Raw genomic sequence first — 18,308 nt, 5'->3', positions numbered from 1 at the left:
AAAATTATGGTTTAATATAGCCAATTGCATTGTTTCGACACACTTACATGGAATCCCCTGATGTTAAAAATCTTCAATACAATGAGTCGCCAAAAAGAGGAATTCAAACCTATTCATGCCCAAGAGGTTGGCATGTACGTGTGTGGTATCACCGTTTACGATTTGTGTCACATTGGCCACGGCCGTACTTTTGTTGCCTTCGATGTCGTCGCGCGCTACCTGCGTTATCTCGGTTATAACCTGAAGTACGTGCGCAACATTACCGATATCGACGATAAAATTATTAAACGCGCTAACGAAAATGGCGAAGATTTTGTTGCGCTGGTTGACCGCATGGTGGCTGAAATGCACACCGATTTCGACGCGCTGAATATTTTGCGTCCGGACAGCGAGCCGCGCGCGACAAAACATATCCCAGACATCATCGAAATTGTTGAACAGCTTATCGAGCGTAATCATGCGTATGTTGCCAGCAACGGCGACGTGATGTTCTCCGTTGAATCCGATGCGGATTACGGCAAGCTTTCCCGCCAGGATTTAGAGCAATTACAAGCGGGTGCGCGTGTGGAAGTTGAAGCCAACGTGAAGCGCAATCCGATGGACTTCGTGCTGTGGAAAATGTCTAAGCCGGGCGAACCAAGCTGGTCATCGCCATGGGGTGAAGGCCGTCCTGGCTGGCACATTGAATGTTCCGCAATGAACTGCAAACAGCTTGGCAATCATTTTGATATTCATGGCGGCGGTTCAGACCTGATGTTCCCGCACCACGAAAACGAAATTGCACAGTCAACCTGTGCGCACGGCGGTGAGTACGTCAACACCTGGATGCACTCCGGGATGGTGATGGTCGATCGTGAGAAAATGTCTAAATCACTGGGCAACTTCTTCACTGTGCGTGACGTGTTGAAGTATTACGATGCAGAAACCATTCGCTACTTCCTGATGTCCGGTCACTATCGCAGCCAACTGAACTACAGCGAAGAAAACCTGAAGCAGGCGCGCACATCGTTGGAACGTTTGTACACCGCACTGCGTGGCACTGACGCCAGCGCTCAACCCGCCGGTGGCGAGGCGTTTGAAGCCCGTTTCCGCGAAGCGATGGACGATGACTTCAACACGCCGGAAGCTTATTCCGTGCTGTTTGATATGGCGCGTGAAGTCAACCGACTGAAAACAGAAGATGTGAACGCAGCAAACGGCCTGGCGGCGGCGTTGCGTCAGCTTTCAGCCGTGCTGGGCTTACTTGAGCAAGAACCAGAAGCTTTCCTGCAAAGCAGCGTGCAGGCGGATGACGGCGAAGTGGCTGAAATCGAAGCGCTAATCAAACAGCGTAACGATGCGCGCCAGTCGAAAGATTGGGCGCTGGCAGACCAGGCTCGCGATCGTCTGAACGAAATGGGTATCGTGCTGGAAGATGGCCCGCAGGGGACAACCTGGCGCCGGAAATAAGTTTCTGAATCCTGTTCACCAGAAAATAATGACAAGAAAGCGGCGCAAGCCGCTTTTTTTTATAAACTAGTATAAGGATGGCAGGAATTAAACAAGGCTAATTCATGGGCATCATAAATACCGAGAATCATGAAACACCATTCCCTTCATTTTATCCCCCAAGACCAACCGTTGAGTTAGATTGTGTGCAGAAGGCGCTATGGTCGCAAGGAAAGGAACAGGAATTCCATCCCGGCGAAGATATTTATGCCGTTAAGGGCGATGAAAAATCGATTTATCTGTTCACCGAAGGGCATTTTACGTTTGTTCGTGCAAAAGATGGTCTGGTGATTTCATCCCTAAGAGGCGGATTAGTTTACGGCATTGCTGAGTGCTTGCGTCCGCGAGGCGGTTTCTCTCTGAGAGTGGAAGAAGCCTGCAAAGCGATTGTCGTGCCCGCCGAACGGGCATTCGAAATTTTTACTCAGCAGCAGTTGTGGGAAAGTGTTGCCCATTTAATGGCCTGGTTTGTACAAAATATTACTTTGCGCGAAGAACATCTGGTTGGAGTGAGCGCGTATGTGATGATTCGCAGTAAATTGCTTGAGCTCCATCTTCAGCCGAGCGAGTTTCGCGCCAAAACAAATGTAGTGGATTACATAAAGGACCGAACTCAACTGGCGCGCAGCACTATTATGGCCATTTTGAGTGAATTACGGCGTGGCGAATATATCGAAATTAAACGCGGCAAGCTGATAACAATTAAATACTTACCGAAAGACTATTAAAAAAGGCCCAACAAGTGATGGGCCTTTTTCATAAATAAGCGGTTTTATGAATTGCGAATCAAATAATCAAATGCGCTCAGAGAGGCTTTCGCACCTTCGCCGGTCGCGATAATGATTTGTTTGTACGGGACGGTAGTGCAATCACCCGCAGCAAATACACCCTTCACGGTCGTTTCACATTTCGCATCAATGATAATCTCGCCCATGCGGTTGCGCTCAACGCTGCCTTCCAGCCAGTTCGTGTTTGGCAGCAGGCCGATTTGTACGAAAATCCCCGCCAGTTCAATCTCGTGAACGTGTTCAGTAATACGATCTTTGTACTGTAAACCGGTGACTTTCGCGCCATCGCCTTTCACTTCCAGCGTTTGCGCATTCAGAATGATGTCGACGTTTTTCAGGCTGCGAACTTTATTCTGCAAGACCTGGTCGGCTTTCATTTCTGGTGCGAATTCCAGCAACGTAACGTGTTCGACAATACCCGCCAGATCGATTGCTGCTTCAACGCCTGAGTTACCGCCACCGATCACCGCCACGCGTTTACCTTTAAACAGTGGGCCATCGCAGTGTGGGCAATACGTCACGCCTTTGGTGCGGTACTGTTCTTCGCCTGGAACATTCATATTGCGCCATTTCGCACCGGTCGCAATGATGATGCTGCGAGCACTCAGCGTTGCGCCGGATGCAGTTTGGATCTGATGCAAACCACCTTCGGTTTTCGCCGGGATCAGTTTGCTGGCACTTTGCGTGTCGATAACATCCACATCGTAATCATCAACGTGTGCTTTCAGTGCGCCCGCCAGTTTTTGGCCTTCAGTCTTCGGTACGGAAATGTAGTTTTCAATATCAACGGTATCTAATACCTGGCCGCCAAAACGCTCGCCCATCAGGCCGGTACGAATGCCTTTACGTGCGGAGTAAACCGCTGCTGCCGCACCCGCTGGGCCGCTGCCGACAATTAACACATCGTAGGCTTCACGTTTATTCAGCGCTTCGGCAGCTCGTTTTTCAGCACCGGTATCAATCTTGCCGACGATTTCAGCCAGCGTCATACGTCCCTGGCCGAACTCTTTACCGTTCAGGAATATCGCTGGCACGCCCATGACGTTGCGCTCCTGAATTTCATTCTGGAACACACCACCGTCAATCGCCGTATGGCTGATACGCGGGTTCAACACGCTCATCAGGTTCAGCGCTTGTACCACGTCCGGGCAGTTGTGGCAGGAGAGCGAGTAATAAGTTTCGAAATGGAAATCGCCATCGATTTCGCGGATCTGCTCAAGCAAATCTTGCGACTCTTTCGACGGATGTCCTCCGATCTGCAGCAATGCCAGCACCAGAGAAGTAAATTCGTGTCCGAGTGGAGAACCTGCAAAACGCGGGCCCTTATCGGAACCTGGATTAGTAATCAGGAACGACGGTTTGCGCACCGGCAAATCGTTATTAATGCTGAAAGAAACTTTGTCAGAAAGCTCGGCGATTTCTGCCAGTAATTCACTGACTTTTGAAGATTTAGGGCTGCCATCCAGAGTTGCAATTAACTCAACAGGTTTAGTTATTTTCTCAAGATAGGCTTTGAGTTGGGTTTTCATATTAGTGTCGAGCATGATGCGTCTCCCTAATGGCAAGAAAAAATCGGCTGCAAGCGCAGCCGATAAGCGTTACTGAATGTGAAGCGGTTTAAATTTTGCCGACCAGATCTAAAGACGGAGACAGTGTCGCTTCGCCTTCTTTCCATTTAGCCGGGCAAACTTCACCTGGGTGAGAAGCCACGTACTGAGCGGCTTTCACTTTACGCAGCAGGTCTGATGCGTCACGGCCAATGCCTTCAGCTGTCACTTCGATAGCCTGAATAATGCCCTGTGGGTCAACGATAAAGGTGCCCCGGTCTGCCAGGCCTTCGTCTTCACGCATGATTTCGAAGTTACGAGTCAGTGCACCAGTTGGGTCGCCGATCATCGCGTATTTGATTTTAGCGATGGTGTCAGAGCTGCTGTGCCATGCTTTGTGGGTGAAATGGGTGTCTGTAGAAACAGAGTAAATATCCACGCCCAGTTTCTGGAATTCGTCGTAATGGTCAGCAACATCGCCCAGTTCAGTTGGGCATACAAAAGTGAAGTCAGCTGGATAGAAGAAGAAAACGCTCCAGCGACCTTCTACGTCCTGCTCGGTAACTTCAATGAATTCACCGTTTTTAAAAGCGCTGTTTTTGAATGGTTTGATTTTTGTATTAATTAAAGACATCTGTACTTCCTCCGTTTTGCGATGGGAGAAAGATAACCAAGTTTCGCGTTTCGCTCTAATGGGTAGGTTGTATTGAATTGATAAGTAATACCTACCAATCGAAACGACAGGCATAAAAAAAGCCACCCCTTGCGGAGTGGCCTTTTAATGTTGCGCGTTACAATTCCACTTTAAAAAATCATAACAGCGGCGGGATTAAATCACTGATGCGCTGAACGGGTCAATCCACTCAAGCGTTGTATTAACGATGGTTCTAATAGCTGGCAGCTATTAATCATGCACGTCGATGACGTCCGGGATACGTACAATTCCGAAATGCATGTCACTTTCATGTCAGAGAAATTGCAGGAGTGTGACAACACAGCTAGATTTAGCGCACATACGTTTTTATGTACATTTTTGCGCAATGGCGCAGGTTAATTTCGAGGGTTAGGCGTTGTCGGAAATGTTTTCAATTGTGTTGTTTGTCGCAGCCATTGCCGTGTACGCCGTTAAAGCTGGACGTAACGTTTGGTGGTTTAGTGTCATCCTGCTTATTTTGGGATTATATATCGTCCTGAACGTGACGTTTGTCGCCAGTAACTACTTCACCGGTGAAGGCATCAACGACGCGGTGCTTTATACCCTGACCAGCAGCCTGACGGGCGCCGGAACAGGCAAATACATTCTTCCAGGCGTTGGGGTGTTTGCTGTCCTGGTCGCCGTATTTGGTGGTTTGGCCTGGATTCTGCGTCGCCGTAAAGGCTATCCCCATCACTTTGGATATAGCCTGCTGGCAATTGTTTTGGCGCTGGCCTCGGTCGATGCGTCACCTGCTTTTCGCCAGGTGACAGAACTGGTTACATCACAAACTCGCGCGGGTGATTCTGATTTCGATGTTTATTACAAAGTCCCCCATGGCACCATTAATAATCCGAAACTTAACCTCGTTTATATTTATGGCGAAAGTCTTGAACGCACTTATCTGGAACCGGAATACTTCCCTGACTTAGCGCCGGAATTAACGGGGCTAAAAAATGAAGGAATAGATTTCAGCCATACCGTGCAATTACCCGGCACTGATTACACCATTGCCGGAATGGTCGCTTCACAATGTGGTATTCCATTATTTGCGCCGTTCGAAGGGAACTCATCGGCTTCGATGTCGAGTTTCTTCCCAAAAAATATCTGCCTGGGTGACATCCTGAAAGCCTCGGGTTATGAAAACTACTTTATGCAGGGCGCAGACTTGCGTTTTGCTGGCAAAGACATCTTTTTACAGTCTCATGGTTTCGACTATATGTACGGGGCTCAAGAGCTGAAAAGCATGGTTGCCGACCCAAACTACCGCAATAACTGGGGCTTCTATGACGATACGGTGCTGGATGAAGTCTATGAAAAGTATATTGAACTGTCGAAAGCAAACAAACGATTCTCACTGTTTACGTTAACCGTCGATACGCACCATCCAGACGGTTTTATTTCAAAAACGTGCAAGCGTCGCAGTTACAATTTTGACGGCAAACAAAACCTGTCGTTTGGTGCGGTAGCCTGTAGCCAGGAACATATCGCCGCGTTGATCGAAAAGATAAAAGCGTCACCGTATTTTAAAAATACTGTGATTGTCGTTTCTTCTGATCATCTCGCCATGAATAACACCGCCTACAAATACCTTAATCAGCACGATAGAAATAACCTGTTCTTTATTATTCGTGGTGATAAACCGCAGGCAGACCTGGTGCCAGTAAAACGCAGTACTCTGGATAACGGAGCAACGGTGCTGGATGTTCTGGGGGGCGATAATTATCTTGGCTTGGGGCGCAGTAGTTTGTCTGGGCAGTCGATAGCCGCCGTATTTCTTAACGTAAAAGAAAAGGTGATGGCGTGGAAACCCGACGTCATTGATCTGTGGAATTTCCCTAAAACAATTACCCAATACGAGATAAACCAGCAGAAAAACACCTTCAGCTATTCTGGAGCGCATTTTAAAATGCCATTGCTGCTGCGTATTCTGGATAAGAAAATCGAGCCATTACCGGAAAGCGAATATTCTGCACCGCTGCGCTACCAACTGGCTGATTTTAAAGAAAACGACAAATTTGTTTGGGCCGACCGCTGCTTCAAAATGGCGCGTTTGTGGGAGCCAAAACTGGCACTTTCCACCGGTCTGTGTGTCGCCCAGGGGCAAATGGGCGGGCAGCCATCAGTGCGTTTAATTGAACAACCGCAGGAGCAACATGCGGTGCAATTTACCCAGCAAGCCACCGACAAGGCGCGTTTTAAAAATAATGTGGCACTGCTGAAACTGGATGAAAACGCCATTCGCTACCAGGCCGATAGCTTTATTTTCAATATCCCTGGCGCTCCGCAAAACGTGAAAGCGTTTACCGGGATTTCCCGTCCTGAAAATTGGGGGCGCTGGTCAAATGCCAATCTGGCACCGGAAGTGAAAATCGAATATGCCGAGCCGTTGCCGGAGAAATTTGATCTGGTCATTACAGCCAAAGCATTTGGCCCAAATATCGGCCAGCCGGTGCCGGTAAAAGTGGGAAGCCAGCAGCAGACGTTAACACTTGGCGAAGAACTCAGTACCACTACGCTGCATTTTGATAATCCTGAGCGCAGTAGCCTGGTGGAAATTATTCCGCCACAGCCTCAGTTATCGAATGAAGGTAATATTCTTGGTCATGAGCCGCGTAAGCTGGGGATTGGAATGGAAGATATTAAAGTGGTGCCAGCGGCGTAGAATAAAACGGCCCTCATCCCGGCCTTCTCCCCCAGGAGAAGGGGAAGGTCAAAACAGCTCGCCCTCATCCCAGCCTTCTCCCCCAGGAGAAGGGGAGAAACGGTTACCCCGCACGGGAGAGGGCTGCCTGCTTCGCTAAGCACAGACGCATTACTCAGGGCAGCGATACACATTCCCGGTCAGCGTTACGTTTGTTTGCTCGCTGCTGCCGGAGCCGTTATAGGCGCTGCCGGTCTGACCTGCACGCTGAGTCAAAATAGACACCACATTGCCACCCATATTAGCTGCCTGGTTTTTCAGGTCGTTACGCGCACCGGTTTCCAGGTTACTGTTTGATGTCCAGCCGCCGGTCACGAAATTCCCCTGGCTGCCGGTTACATCGCCGAGGAATTTACACTCTTTGCCTGGCTCGTTGTTGGTTACGCGCACGTGTTGAGCCTGTGAGTTCACGCTGTTAGCACTGCACCCCGCCAGCAGAACGGCCAGTGTAATAAGAGTTAGTTTTTTCATCGTGTTTCCTGGTAGGTATATTCAAATGCAAATAGATGCGCTGAATAATATCGACAGAAAAAAACTACCGAACGAGAAGATTCTTAAAACAGGAATGCCAATTGAGGGAATAAATAAAATTCGATTAATCGTTGAGGTGCCGTTTATTGATGTAATTAAATTTTTGATTTTTATTGGGGAATTAAAGAATGGATGTTATTAAACTGCGAAATAATAATTATGGCGCCCGGTAATCTACCAGGCGCCATAGTTAAATATTATAAAATACCTTGCCCTGCCATTGCGTCAGCCACTTTCACAAAGCCCGCAATATTAGCGCCGCGAACATAATGCGTTTGCTTATCTTCACCGCCGTAATTCACACAGGCTTCGTGAATATCCAGCATGATGTGATGCAGACGGACATCCACTTTTTCAGATTTCCAGCTCAGGCGAGCGGCATTCTGCGCCATCTCAAGGCCTGATGTTGCCACGCCACCCGCGTTAGCGGCTTTGCCTGGTGCAAACAACACGCCCGCATCAATAAACAGATTGGTGGCTTCAATGGTGGTCGGCATATTCGCGCCTTCAGCCACTGCTTTCACACCGTTGGCAATCAGCGTGCGTGCCGCGTCGGTATCCAGTTCATTTTGCGTGGCACACGGTAGCGCGATATCTACCGGCACGTTCCACGGTTGCTGGCCTTCGAGGTATTGCAGGCCGAACTCTTTTGCATAATCGGCAACACGCCCGTCACGGCTGGATTTGATTTCAGTCAGACGTGCCAGTTTCTCGGTGGTGAAGCCTGCTTCATCAACGACGGTGCCGTTGGAGTCAGAAGCGGTAATGACGCGAGCTCCCAGAGAGAGTGCTTTTTCGATGGCATATTGCGCCACGTTGCCGGAACCAGAAACGGCGACGCGCATCCCTTCAAAGCCCAGACCATGACGCTTGAGCATCGCATCGGTGAAATAGATTAGGCCGTAACCGGTGGCTTCCGGGCGAATCAGGCTTCCGCCAAACGAAAGGCCTTTGCCGGTGAACACGCAAGCTGTGTTGTTGGAGAGTTTTTTCATCATCCCCGCCATAAAGCCCACTTCACGCCCGCCAACACCAATATCACCTGCCGGGACGTCAGTATCTGGCCCCAAATGGCGGTACAGCTCAAGCATCAACGCCTGGCAAAAACGCATGATCTCGCCTTCGCTTTTACCTTTAGGGTTAAAATCGCTACCGCCTTTACCCCCGCCCATTGGCAGCGTGGTAAGTGCGTTTTTGAACGTTTGCTCAAAGCCTAAGAATTTCAGAATGGAAAGGTTAACGGATGGATGGAAGCGCATCCCGCCTTTAAATGGTCCAATCGCGGAGCTGAATTGCACACGCCAGGCGCGGTTCACCTGGACCTGATTTTTGTCATCAACCCAGGTCACGCGGAACTGAATCACACGCTCGGGTTCGACTAAACGCTCCAGCAGCGCAGAGCGACGGTATTGAGGATTTTGTTCGAGGAAAGGCCACAGTGTGGTCATGACTTCGCGTACTGCCTGAGCAAATTCAGGTTGGTGTGGATCGCGTTGTTGTACAGAAGAGAGGAACGATTCCAGAGAAAGCGAATTTTCCATAGATTAATGAGTCCTTGTTATAAGTGATGTTATAGATATGTGTGTTCTTTCGAATATAACATTCACTTATTACCGAACCGCAAGTAATTTCTCTTTATCCTCACTCAAACCGTATTAATGTTATTAATTGCGTAGCGTTACCTTCCCATATTACTTTGAATTTATTGCCTTTTTGATAGGAGCCGAGTGGCTGATTGAGCGTCATAATCATGTGTTTTTGTTCAATTTTACATATTGATGCCGCTGAAAAATCAAAGTAGCGCCCGACGTGGCGAAACAAAGCTTTAAATAAACTTTCTTTGGCTGAAAACACTAACGTTAACGCGTAATTAAAGGGGAGGGGGGATGCAGCAAGAAGTTCTCTCTCAGCGCTTTCAATAATTCCGTCGTAAATATCCCACGCCACCGCTGGCGCAATGATTTCTTCGTAGTCGATTCCCATTCCCACACGCAAAAGGGGATCATCAGCCACAACCGTTGCCAGCGCGACATTACCGCTGTGCGTAATACTGCCGGTAAATCCGGGCGGCCAGCAAGGTTCGCGGTGTAAACCGATTCCGGGAACAAAATCTGTTACTCCATGAAAACGCAGCGCTTCACGGGCGGCAATTCTGCCGGCCAGATGTTCGGCCTGGCGCTTTCTCGACGCGTGAGACAAACGTGGGTGATGGGGCAGCCACAGCAAATCGTGTGGCTCAAGTGTGGAAGCGTCAAAATCGACGCGGAAAAGGCGCTGGGTGGTGCCGGGGAACGTAAAGTTTGAAGCCTGGATTTGCATAATACTCTGCCTGAAAGGGCTGCCCTCACCCTAACCCTCTCCCACGGGGAGAGGGGATAGTCCAAACCGGGTTTGGTTTTCTCCTTCTCCCTGAGGGAGAGGAGTCTATCGATTTTCACCTTCACCCACGGGGTGAGGGGATGATCAATTTTCTCCTTCTCCCTCAGGGAGAAGGCCGGGATGAGGGCGGTTTTGCACACTTAGAAGTGGGTATTCAAACTCACATAATAAGTACGACCAGACTCGTTATACGTTGCGGCACCTGCACCGTACATATAACCGGCATCGCCGCCTGTGGTTTGGGCATTACCCGCGCGCCAGTGACGTTCGTCGAACAGGTTATCAATCCCCGTCGTCAGACTGATGTTTTTGGTCGCATCCCAGGTTCCACTCAGGCCAACAATGCTATAAGGGCTAACTTCGTTGGTTTCAGGTCCTGTTGCAGGCTGGCCTTTGTAGTTGTACTTCTTCGGTTGCTGTTTGCCATACCAGGTAAAGGTCGATTGCACAGAAATATCCTGACGAATCTGCCAGCTCAGCATGGAGTTCAACGTATATTCCGGAATAACCGACAGGCGCTCGCCGGTTTCTTTGTTCTTACTTTGCAGCATGTAGGTGACGTTATTGGTCCAGTTTACGGTGTTTGAAACGGGTACGTTCAATGTCCCTTCCAGGCCTTCAACAACGGCTTTAGGAATATTTTCCCACTGATAAATATCCGTTTTAGTGCTGCCTTTTGAGGTCTGACCGATAGGCGCGTAACCCGCTTCAATCTTGTCGCGGTAGTCGTTACGGAACCAGGTCACACCGGCAAGCCAGCCGTCACGTTTGAACTCAAGGCCGATCTCTTTGTTGATGCTGGTTTCAGCTTTAAGATCTTCGTTACCCATCATGTAGCAACCCACGCCGGTACCGCTGGCGTAGCAACCCTGACCTTTGCTGTACAGAATGTAGTTCGGGTTGGTTTGATACAGGCTCGGTGCTTTATACGCCTGGGCGATACCCATTTTCAGAGTGAAGTCGTCGCCCAAACCTTGAGACAGGTTCAGAGACGGGCTCCAGTTGTTACCCACAATGCTGTGATGATCAAAACGCAGGCCCGGCGTCAGCATGGTGCTGTCCGTCAACTCCATGTTGTCTTCAGCAAACAGAGAGAAGATTTCTGCCTGGGAGTAAGGGCTACGGTTAGTCCCGCTCATGCCAGGAATGTTGCCACCCATAAAGGTCTGATTGTTCGAAGACAGATCCTTCATTTTTTGCTGGTTCCACTCGGTACCCAGCGTCAGGTTCTGGTTGAAAACGAGATCAATCGGAATATTCACTTCGCTGTGCAATAGCACATCGCTCAGGTCGATATCACTGAATTTATCGCTGGAGAAGATCCCCTCAGTGCCGCCCGCCAGCCCTTCCTGCATACGCGAGTTACGGGTGTGTTCGTACTGCACCCAGTTGCTGGTTGTCAGGCCATTATCCCAACCGCCGTTCCAGGTCAGTGAGTAGCTCTGGCGATAAAGACGGTTAGTTTCGTTGCCGTAGTTATCTTTAACGATTTGGTTGGTGTTGGTGTTTTGCGTATCGCCGGAATACAGGTTGCCCTGGCGGCTGTAGCCCGCTTCAAATTCCAGTGACTGCATCGGCGCAAAGTCCCAGCGCACCACGCCATTCACGTCTTTATTGGTCACGCCTTCGCGGCCTGCTGGCAGCGTATCAGCGTAAATCCCGGTACGTTCAGATTGGTGACCCTGGTTAATGTCCCAGGCATCGGCCTGGGTTTTATCCAGATTGCCGTATAAACGGAAGCTGAAATCTCCGCCCAGCGGGCCGCTCAGGCTAAAGTTGGTTCGTTTGGTTGAGCCTTCATCATTGTGCTCAGGCGCATTGAGGTAGGTGTTCCAGGAACCGTGCCACTCGCCGCTGCCTTTTTTGGTGATGATATTCACCACACCACCGGCGGCACCGTTGCCGTAACGTGCGGCGGCAGGGCCACGGATAACTTCAATACGTTCAACCATTTCTGGTGGAACCCAGCTTGCATCGCCGCGCGTATCACGCTCGCCACGCCAGCCCAGACGCACCGAGTTACGGCTGGTGACCGGTTTTCCATCGATGAGAATCAGGGTGTTTTCCGGGCCCATGCCGCGAATATCAATCTGGCGACCGTTCCCGCGCTGGCCGCTGGTGGAGTTACCGGTGAGGTTCACGCCCGGCATGGTGCGGACGATTTCGGAAATATCACGTGCCGGTGGGCGCTTTTTCAGTTCTTCAGCGGTGATGGTTGAAACGCCTGGTGCCTGCAAGTTTTGCTCGGCAGCGGTAACCACCATGGTGTCTTCGTCTGCGGGATTCTGTGTGTTGTCAGTGTCTGCCGCAGCGGTCTGAGCCGTTGCGGATGTCGCTTGTTCTGCTGCAAAGGCAGGTTGAGCGACACCGTATATCCCCAAATTAATTAGCATTGCGAGGGAATAGTTAATTTTTTTATTCATTATGGCGGCCTGCTTTTCCGCTGAGCCCGGTGTCATTCCATTCCCAGAGGGAGCGGGCGCAGCATGATTTCACGTATTGATACCGAGATCTGTCCGGCAACGGCCCCGAAATGAGGGATTTGCGCGTTCAAGTTCGGCAATTTATTGTTTTTGCACCAGGAAGCTGGTAGCCCAAAGCGCGGAAATACGCTATTGCAAATGCAAATAATTATCAATAGTATTATCAATATATTTCAGCTTTATTGATCGTTATCATTAATTTCATAGGGTTATGTGGAAGTGACAATTTTGCTTACAGGAAGTGAGGGCTGGTGGCAGGAAAAGCAGATGCAGGGAATTCCGCTCATTACCTGCGAAAATGATGGCCAGTGTGCCGTCACCTTCTTGTGGCGAGATCCGCAAGGCTGTGAAAAAACCTCACCGATTAAACGGGTCTGGATTTATGTCACGGGCGTCACCGACCATCACCAACGTTCTCGCCCACAAACCCTGGAGCGCGTGCCCGGAACGGATGTCTGGCAATGGCAAACTCAACTCAGCAGCACGTGGCGCGGTAGTTATTGTTTCATCCCATCGACCCGTGAAGATGATTTCCCACCGGAAGCCTTTGACGGTATTGCGGCCGAACGTATAGCGCTGCGTGAAGGCTGGCGCAAACTGCTGCCGCAGGCAATTGCCGATCCACTCAACTCTGAAAGCTGGCTCGGTGGGCGAGGGCATCCGATGTCGGCGCTGCATCTTCCTGATGCGCCAAAACAAGCAGGTTGGGACAAACCGAATACCCTGTATGCCGCTCCACTTTGTATAACCTGGCAAAGTCAGCGTCTGGATAATCAACGTAAGGTCTGGATATTCTCAACCGGTGACGCGCAGCCAGAACAGCGCCCGTTAGCCATTTTGCTCGATGGGCAATTTTGGGCGGAAGGTATGCTGGTGTGGCCTGCGCTACAGGCTCAAACGGATGCCGGCGCGCTGCCGCCAGCGGTTTACGTGCTGATTGATGTTATCGACAACGCGACTCGCAGCAACGAACTCCCGTGTAATGCTCAGTTCTGGCAAGCGGTTCAGGAAGAGTTATTACCGCAGTTACGCGAGCTAATTCACTGGAGTGAAAATCCAGAAACGACTGTGGTGGCCGGGCAAAGTTTTGGCGGGCTTTCATCGCTTTACGCCGCCCTCCACTGGCCGGAACAATTTGGCTGTGTGCTGAGCCAGTCCGGCTCTTACTGGTGGCCGCGTCGTGAGACAAATCAACAAGGCGGATTGTTAATACAGCAACTCGAAGAGGGGTTTGCGTGTGACAAACCGCTGCGCATCTATCTTGAAGCCGGGGTCAGAGAACCTCTCATTCATCAGGTTAATCAACGTTTATTCCCCTTACTACTACAAACACAGCGAGCTGTTTTCTACCGTCAGGTTGACGGTGGGCACGATGCGCTTTGCTGGCGTGGTGGTTTGACGGATGGATTAGCATGGCTTTGGAGTGAATATGGAATTCAGTAACCCTTTCGACGCGCCGCAGGGACGTTTTTTTATCCTTGAAAATACGCTACAGCAGTTCAGCTTATGGCCTGAACATTGTGCATTACCTGATGGCTGGGTGGGGGTTTGCGAACCTGCATCAAACGAAGAATGCCAGCGTTGGCTACTCGACAACTGGACACAGCTGCAACCCGCAACATTTGCGAAAGAAGGGGTGAACGGTGAGTGAATTAACCATGGTAGAGCAGCAAACCGACACCTTGCCGCTGGTGGCGGCGCAGCCCGGCATCTGGATGGCAGATCAGCTTTCGCCACAGGCGAATGCGTGGAGTGTGGCGCATTACGTGGAATTAAACGGTGAGCTTAACGAAACGCTTCTGTGCCAGGCAATCATTGCAGGCATGAAAGAAGCCGATACCCTTTGCATGCGTTTTAGCGAAGTGGATGGTGAAGCGCGCCAGTGGATTGATCCCGCCACAATTTTTACGCCACCCATTTGCCGCGACCTGCGTGACGAGGCTGAACCTGAAGCCGTAGCGCTGGCTTTCATGCGCGACGATCTCGAGCAGGATTTACGCATCAATAGCGGTAAGCCGCTCTACCATCATCAACTGTTGCGTGTCAGCGAAACGCGCTGGTTCTGGTATCAACGTTTTCATCATTTGGTGGTGGATGGCTTCAGCTTCACCGCAATTACCCGCCGAATTGCCAATATTTATAGCGCGTATTGCCAAAACCAGGCGCCGGAACCCAGCCCGTTTACCCCCTTCAGCGAAGTGGTTGCGGAATACGAACATTACCGCACAACGCCAGCCTTCCAGCGCGATGCCGCATTTTGGGCAAGTCATGCTAAACAGTTGCCGCCACCTGCCACGCTATCAACACAGCCGTTGACTGGCACGGGCTCCTCTACGCAGTTGATTCGCCAGTCGCTCAGTTTTGATAATGCCGATTTCTGCGCCCTGGTGGAAAACGCACGTCTTCACAACCTGACTGCCGCCGATATGGCATTAGGTCTGGTGGCCTTGTGGCTCGGGCGTTTAAGCGGCCGCGCTGATTATTCTGCGGGCTTCATCTTTATGCGTCGCATGGGTTCCGCAGCATTATGCGCAACCGGCCCGGTGTTAAACGTGCTGCCGTTTGGCGTGAGTATCGAACCGAACTTTACGCTGCCACAGCTCGCGGAAAATATTGCGAAAGAACTTAAAAGCATGCGCCGTTATCAGCGCTACGACGCCGAACAAATCCAGCGCGACCTGGGGAAAATTTCCAGCGGTGAACCGCTTTATGGCGCGGTGCTGAACCTGAAAATGTTTGATTACCGCCTCGATTTCAATGGCATCGAAGGCATCACCCATCAACTGGCTTCCGGCCCGGTTCGCGATCTGGAAATTGCGCTCTATATCAGCGAACAAGGCGAGTTCTCCCTTGAAATGCTGGCAAATTCAGACCGCTACGATGCACAGACTTTGCAGCAACATCTCGCTCGTTTGCCGCTACTTTTGCGCCAGTTTGCGGTCAATCCCGCATTACGTTGTGTTGATGCCCAACTGTTGCACGATTGCGAAAGCGCATTACTCGAAAGCGTCAATGCCACGCAAGTTTCCGTTCCTGAAACCACGTTAAGTGCGCTGATTTCCGAACAGGTACGGCGCACGCCAGAAGCCCCCGCGCTGGCCGATGAAAACCACAAGTTCAGCTATCGCGAGATGCACGAACAGGTGCAGGCTTTGGCGCATCAGCTTCTCGAACGTGGCGTGAAACCCGGCGATGTGGTTGCGGTGGCGCTGCCTCGCTCAGTGTTTTTATCACTGGCATTGCAGGCCATTGTGGAGGTGGGTGCCGCCTGGTTGCCGCTGGATACCGGTTATCCTGACGATCGCCTGCATATGATGCTCGAAGATGCGGCTCCGCGTTTGCTGCTGGCATCAGACGATCAATTGCCGCGATTTAGCACCATCAACGGTCTGCAAACCTTCTGCTATCAGAATATGCTGCCAACGGATGATGTGCTGGACCTTCAGAATCTCTCGTCCCCAGAACATACCGCGTATGTGATTTTCACTTCCGGTTCTACAGGCCGTCCGAAAGGGGTCATGGTGGGGCAACAGGCCATCGTTAACCGGCTGTTGTGGATGCAAAACCACTATCCATTGACGCACGATGATGTGGTTTTACAGAAAACGCCGTGCAGTTTTGATGTCTCAGTATGGGAGTTTTTCTGGCCGTATATTGTCGGTGCTCAGCTGGTGATGGCGCCGCCAGAAGCGCACCGTGATCCGGAGGCGTTGCAGCAGTTATTCGCTCGCTACCGTGTGACGACCACGCATTTTGTTCCGTCGATGTTGAGCGCGTTTGTCGCAGCGTTAACCGACGACGCAGCGATTGCGAGTTGCGCCACTTTGCGCCGAGTTTTCTGTAGCGGCGAAGCACTGCCGACCGAGCTTTGTCGCCAATGGGAACAACTTACTCATGCGCCATTGCACAATCTTTACGGGCCAACCGAAGCCGCCGTTGACGTGAGTTGGTATCCGGCATTTGGCGATGAATTAGCTCAAGTCACTGGCAGCAGCGTGCCGATTGGCTGGCCGGTGTGGAATACCGGTTTGCGGATTCTGGACTCGGCGATGCGTCCGGTGCCAGTGGGGATTGCAGGCGATCTTTATCTCACCGGTATTCAACTGGCGCAGGGCTATTTATCTCGCCCGGATCTGACTGCCAGCCGCTTTGTCGCCGATCCTTTTGCCGCAGGCGAGCGGATGTATCGAACAGGAGATGTGGCGCGTTGGCTCGAAAACGGTGCCGTGGAATATCTCGGGCGCAGCGATGATCAGTTGAAAATTCGCGGCCAGCGCATTGAGTTGGGTGATATCGACCGTGCTTTGCAGGCATTACCGGATATCGCGCAAGCCGTCACTCATGCCTGTGTGCTGAATCAGGCGGCGGTAAGCGGTGGTGATGCACGTCAGTTGGTGGGGTATCTGGTGTCGGCTTCGGATAAGGTGTTGCCCGTTGATGCGCTGCGCGAGCAACTCAGCGCCGTGCTACCTGCGCATATGGTGCCTGTGGCGTTGATCCAATTGGATGAATTCCCGCTGAGCGCCAACGGAAAACTGGACAGAAAAGCCTTGCCGTTGCCTGAGCTGGCGTTGCGTGGTTCCGGACGTGCGCCTGAGTCGAACCTTGAAATCGTCATAGCAGATGCTTTTTCCCAGCTACTGGGCTGCGATATTCAGTCTGTTGACGACGACTTCTTTGCTCTCGGCGGCCATTCATTGCTGGCGATGCGCCTGGCGGCAGAGTTGCGCCGCACTCTTGTAAGGCCAGTGACGGTTGGGCAGGTGATGGTGGCATCCACCGTCGCCCAGCTCGCACAAACACTGGCGCAAGAGCAAAGCGAAGAAGAAGCCAGTCGAGCAGGTTTTGATACGGTGCTGCCTCTGCGTAAAAGCCATGGGCCAACGTTATATTGCTTCCATCCTGCTTCTGGTTTTGCGTGGCAATTTAGCGTGTTGCAGCGTTACCTCGACCCACGCTGGTCAATTATCGGCATTCAGTCGCCACGCCCAACAGGCCCGATGCAGCACGCCGAAAATCTGGCACAAGTTTGTGAAACACATCTGCAAACCCTGCGCGAACTCCAGCCGCATGGCCCGTATTACCTGATGGGATATTCGTTGGGTGGCACGCTGGCACAAGGCATTGCTGCACGGCTTGAGGCGGCAGGTGAAGAGGTGGCTTTCCTTGGTCTGCTCGATACCTGGCCGCCAGAAACGCAAAACTGGGCCGAAAAGTGTGCGAACGAACTCGATCCGGCGGTGTTGGATGAGATCAACCGTGAGCGTGAAGCTTTCGTTGCGGCTCAAAAAGGGCAGGCAAGTGACGCATTATTCCATGCCATCGAAGGCAACTACGGCGATGCGGTACGCTTGCTAAGCACCGCGCAAAGTGTGCCGTTTAGCGGCAAAGCCACGCTGTTTGTGGCGGAGCGAACGTTACCGCAAGGAATGGACCCGCATAAGACCTGGGCTCCTTGGATAGGTGAACTGGACGTGTTCCACCTGGATTGCGCCCATGTCGATATTATTTCCCCGAAGGCGTTTGAGGAGATTGGGCCGGTATTGCAGCGGGTGTTAGATACCCAGCGCCTTTCAAATTGCAGGGGTGTTGGCTGCTCTCATTCACCCGAATCACTTACTTGAGTAAGCTCATCGGGACTCATTCGATTGCCGCCTACCTGCATTTCGAAGATGCTTGGGTATAAATTAAGTG

General features: G+C 51.2%; 12 protein-coding genes. 6 read left to right on the top strand and 6 right to left on the bottom strand.

Going from position 1 to position 18,308, the window contains the following annotated elements:
• Positions 1-60 precede the first annotated feature (60 nt).
• Together cysS and BSPA111_RS11335 are read left to right on the top strand one after the other, a co-directional pair.
• Complete coding sequence (cysS, locus tag BSPA111_RS11340; protein WP_183271258.1) at positions 61-1,449, top strand: cysteine--tRNA ligase; 1,389 nt, start codon at positions 61-63, stop codon at positions 1,447-1,449.
• Between the two features lie 104 nt (positions 1,450-1,553).
• A complete protein-coding gene (locus tag BSPA111_RS11335; RefSeq protein ID WP_183271257.1) occupies positions 1,554-2,216 on the top strand; it encodes a helix-turn-helix domain-containing protein in 663 nt (220 codons plus the stop codon).
• 44 nt (positions 2,217-2,260) lie between these two features.
• Here the strand turns inward: BSPA111_RS11335 and ahpF are convergent, their stop codons facing one another.
• Together ahpF and ahpC are read right to left on the bottom strand one after the other, a co-directional pair.
• Positions 2,261-3,820: an alkyl hydroperoxide reductase subunit F gene (gene ahpF / locus BSPA111_RS11330; RefSeq protein ID WP_183271256.1), complete on the bottom strand. Its 1,560-nt coding sequence runs from the start codon at positions 3,818-3,820 to the stop codon at positions 2,261-2,263.
• A 73-nt stretch (positions 3,821-3,893) separates the two neighbouring features.
• On the bottom strand, positions 3,894-4,457 hold the full coding sequence (ahpC, locus tag BSPA111_RS11325; RefSeq protein ID WP_183271255.1) for an alkyl hydroperoxide reductase subunit C: 564 nt from the start codon (positions 4,455-4,457) through the stop codon (positions 3,894-3,896).
• 436 nt (positions 4,458-4,893) lie between these two features.
• Here ahpC and opgB point away from each other — a divergent pair, with 436 nt between their 5' ends.
• Entirely contained in the window at positions 4,894-7,182 is a 2,289-nt protein-coding gene (opgB, locus tag BSPA111_RS11320) for a phosphatidylglycerol--membrane-oligosaccharide glycerophosphotransferase (RefSeq protein ID WP_183271254.1), read from the top strand.
• A 150-nt stretch (positions 7,183-7,332) separates the two neighbouring features.
• Here opgB and BSPA111_RS11315 read toward each other — a convergent pair whose 3' ends face one another.
• From BSPA111_RS11315 to BSPA111_RS11300, 4 genes are all read right to left on the bottom strand, one after another.
• Positions 7,333-7,692 (bottom strand): DUF4156 domain-containing protein, encoded by a 360-nt coding sequence (locus BSPA111_RS11315; protein ID WP_183271253.1) that lies wholly within the window; start codon positions 7,690-7,692, stop codon positions 7,333-7,335.
• A 257-nt stretch (positions 7,693-7,949) separates the two neighbouring features.
• Positions 7,950-9,293, bottom strand: a complete 1,344-nt coding sequence (gene gdhA, locus BSPA111_RS11310; protein ID WP_183271252.1) for an NADP-specific glutamate dehydrogenase — start codon at positions 9,291-9,293, stop codon at positions 7,950-7,952.
• A 100-nt stretch (positions 9,294-9,393) separates the two neighbouring features.
• Complete coding sequence (gene entD, locus BSPA111_RS11305; RefSeq protein WP_183271251.1) at positions 9,394-10,071, bottom strand: enterobactin synthase subunit EntD; 678 nt, start codon at positions 10,069-10,071, stop codon at positions 9,394-9,396.
• Between the two features lie 200 nt (positions 10,072-10,271).
• A complete protein-coding gene (locus tag BSPA111_RS11300) occupies positions 10,272-12,554 on the bottom strand; it encodes a TonB-dependent siderophore receptor (protein WP_183271250.1) in 2,283 nt (760 codons plus the stop codon).
• A 279-nt stretch (positions 12,555-12,833) separates the two neighbouring features.
• On the opposite strand from BSPA111_RS11300, the gene fes reads away from it, so the two are divergent.
• Genes fes through BSPA111_RS11285 form a run of 3 tightly spaced genes read left to right on the top strand, consistent with a single transcriptional unit; the run spans position 12,834 to position 18,238 of the window.
• Positions 12,834-14,057, top strand: coding sequence for an enterochelin esterase (fes, locus tag BSPA111_RS11295; protein ID WP_183271249.1), 1,224 nt, complete (start codon positions 12,834-12,836; stop codon positions 14,055-14,057).
• Entirely contained in the window at positions 14,044-14,265 is a 222-nt protein-coding gene (locus tag BSPA111_RS11290) for an MbtH family NRPS accessory protein (protein ID WP_183271248.1), read from the top strand. Before fes ends, BSPA111_RS11290 begins: the two co-directional genes overlap by 14 nt.
• A gap of 7 nt (positions 14,266-14,272) precedes the next feature.
• On the top strand, positions 14,273-18,238 hold the full coding sequence (locus tag BSPA111_RS11285; RefSeq protein WP_183271445.1) for an enterobactin synthase subunit F: 3,966 nt from the start codon (positions 14,273-14,275) through the stop codon (positions 18,236-18,238).
• The last annotated feature ends 70 nt before the right edge of the window (positions 18,239-18,308 follow it).

Source organism: Buttiauxella sp. A111, assembly GCF_014189855.1.
In the GTDB taxonomy this organism is placed as follows: domain Bacteria; phylum Pseudomonadota; class Gammaproteobacteria; order Enterobacterales; family Enterobacteriaceae; genus Buttiauxella; species Buttiauxella selenatireducens.
The sequence above is the reverse complement of the archived record's forward strand: the minus strand, read 5'-3'. Positions and strand labels throughout refer to the sequence as shown.

Excerpts from the sequence above, each read along its gene's own strand:
- cysS (WP_183271258.1), top strand. The coding sequence starts at position 61 with ATGTTAAAAATCTTCAATACAATGAGTCGCCAAAAAGAGGAATTCAAA.
- BSPA111_RS11335 (WP_183271257.1), top strand. The coding sequence starts at position 1,554 with ATGGGCATCATAAATACCGAGAATCATGAAACACCATTCCCTTCATTT.
- ahpF (WP_183271256.1), bottom strand. The coding sequence starts at position 3,820 with ATGCTCGACACTAATATGAAAACCCAACTCAAAGCCTATCTTGAGAAA.
- ahpC (WP_183271255.1), bottom strand. The coding sequence starts at position 4,457 with ATGTCTTTAATTAATACAAAAATCAAACCATTCAAAAACAGCGCTTTT.
- BSPA111_RS11315 (WP_183271253.1), bottom strand. The coding sequence starts at position 7,692 with ATGAAAAAACTAACTCTTATTACACTGGCCGTTCTGCTGGCGGGGTGC.
- gdhA (WP_183271252.1), bottom strand. The coding sequence starts at position 9,293 with ATGGAAAATTCGCTTTCTCTGGAATCGTTCCTCTCTTCTGTACAACAA.
- entD (WP_183271251.1), bottom strand. The coding sequence starts at position 10,071 with ATGCAAATCCAGGCTTCAAACTTTACGTTCCCCGGCACCACCCAGCGC.
- BSPA111_RS11300 (WP_183271250.1), bottom strand. The coding sequence starts at position 12,554 with ATGAATAAAAAAATTAACTATTCCCTCGCAATGCTAATTAATTTGGGG.
- BSPA111_RS11290 (WP_183271248.1), top strand. The coding sequence starts at position 14,044 with ATGGAATTCAGTAACCCTTTCGACGCGCCGCAGGGACGTTTTTTTATC.
- BSPA111_RS11285 (WP_183271445.1), top strand. The coding sequence starts at position 14,273 with ATGGTAGAGCAGCAAACCGACACCTTGCCGCTGGTGGCGGCGCAGCCC.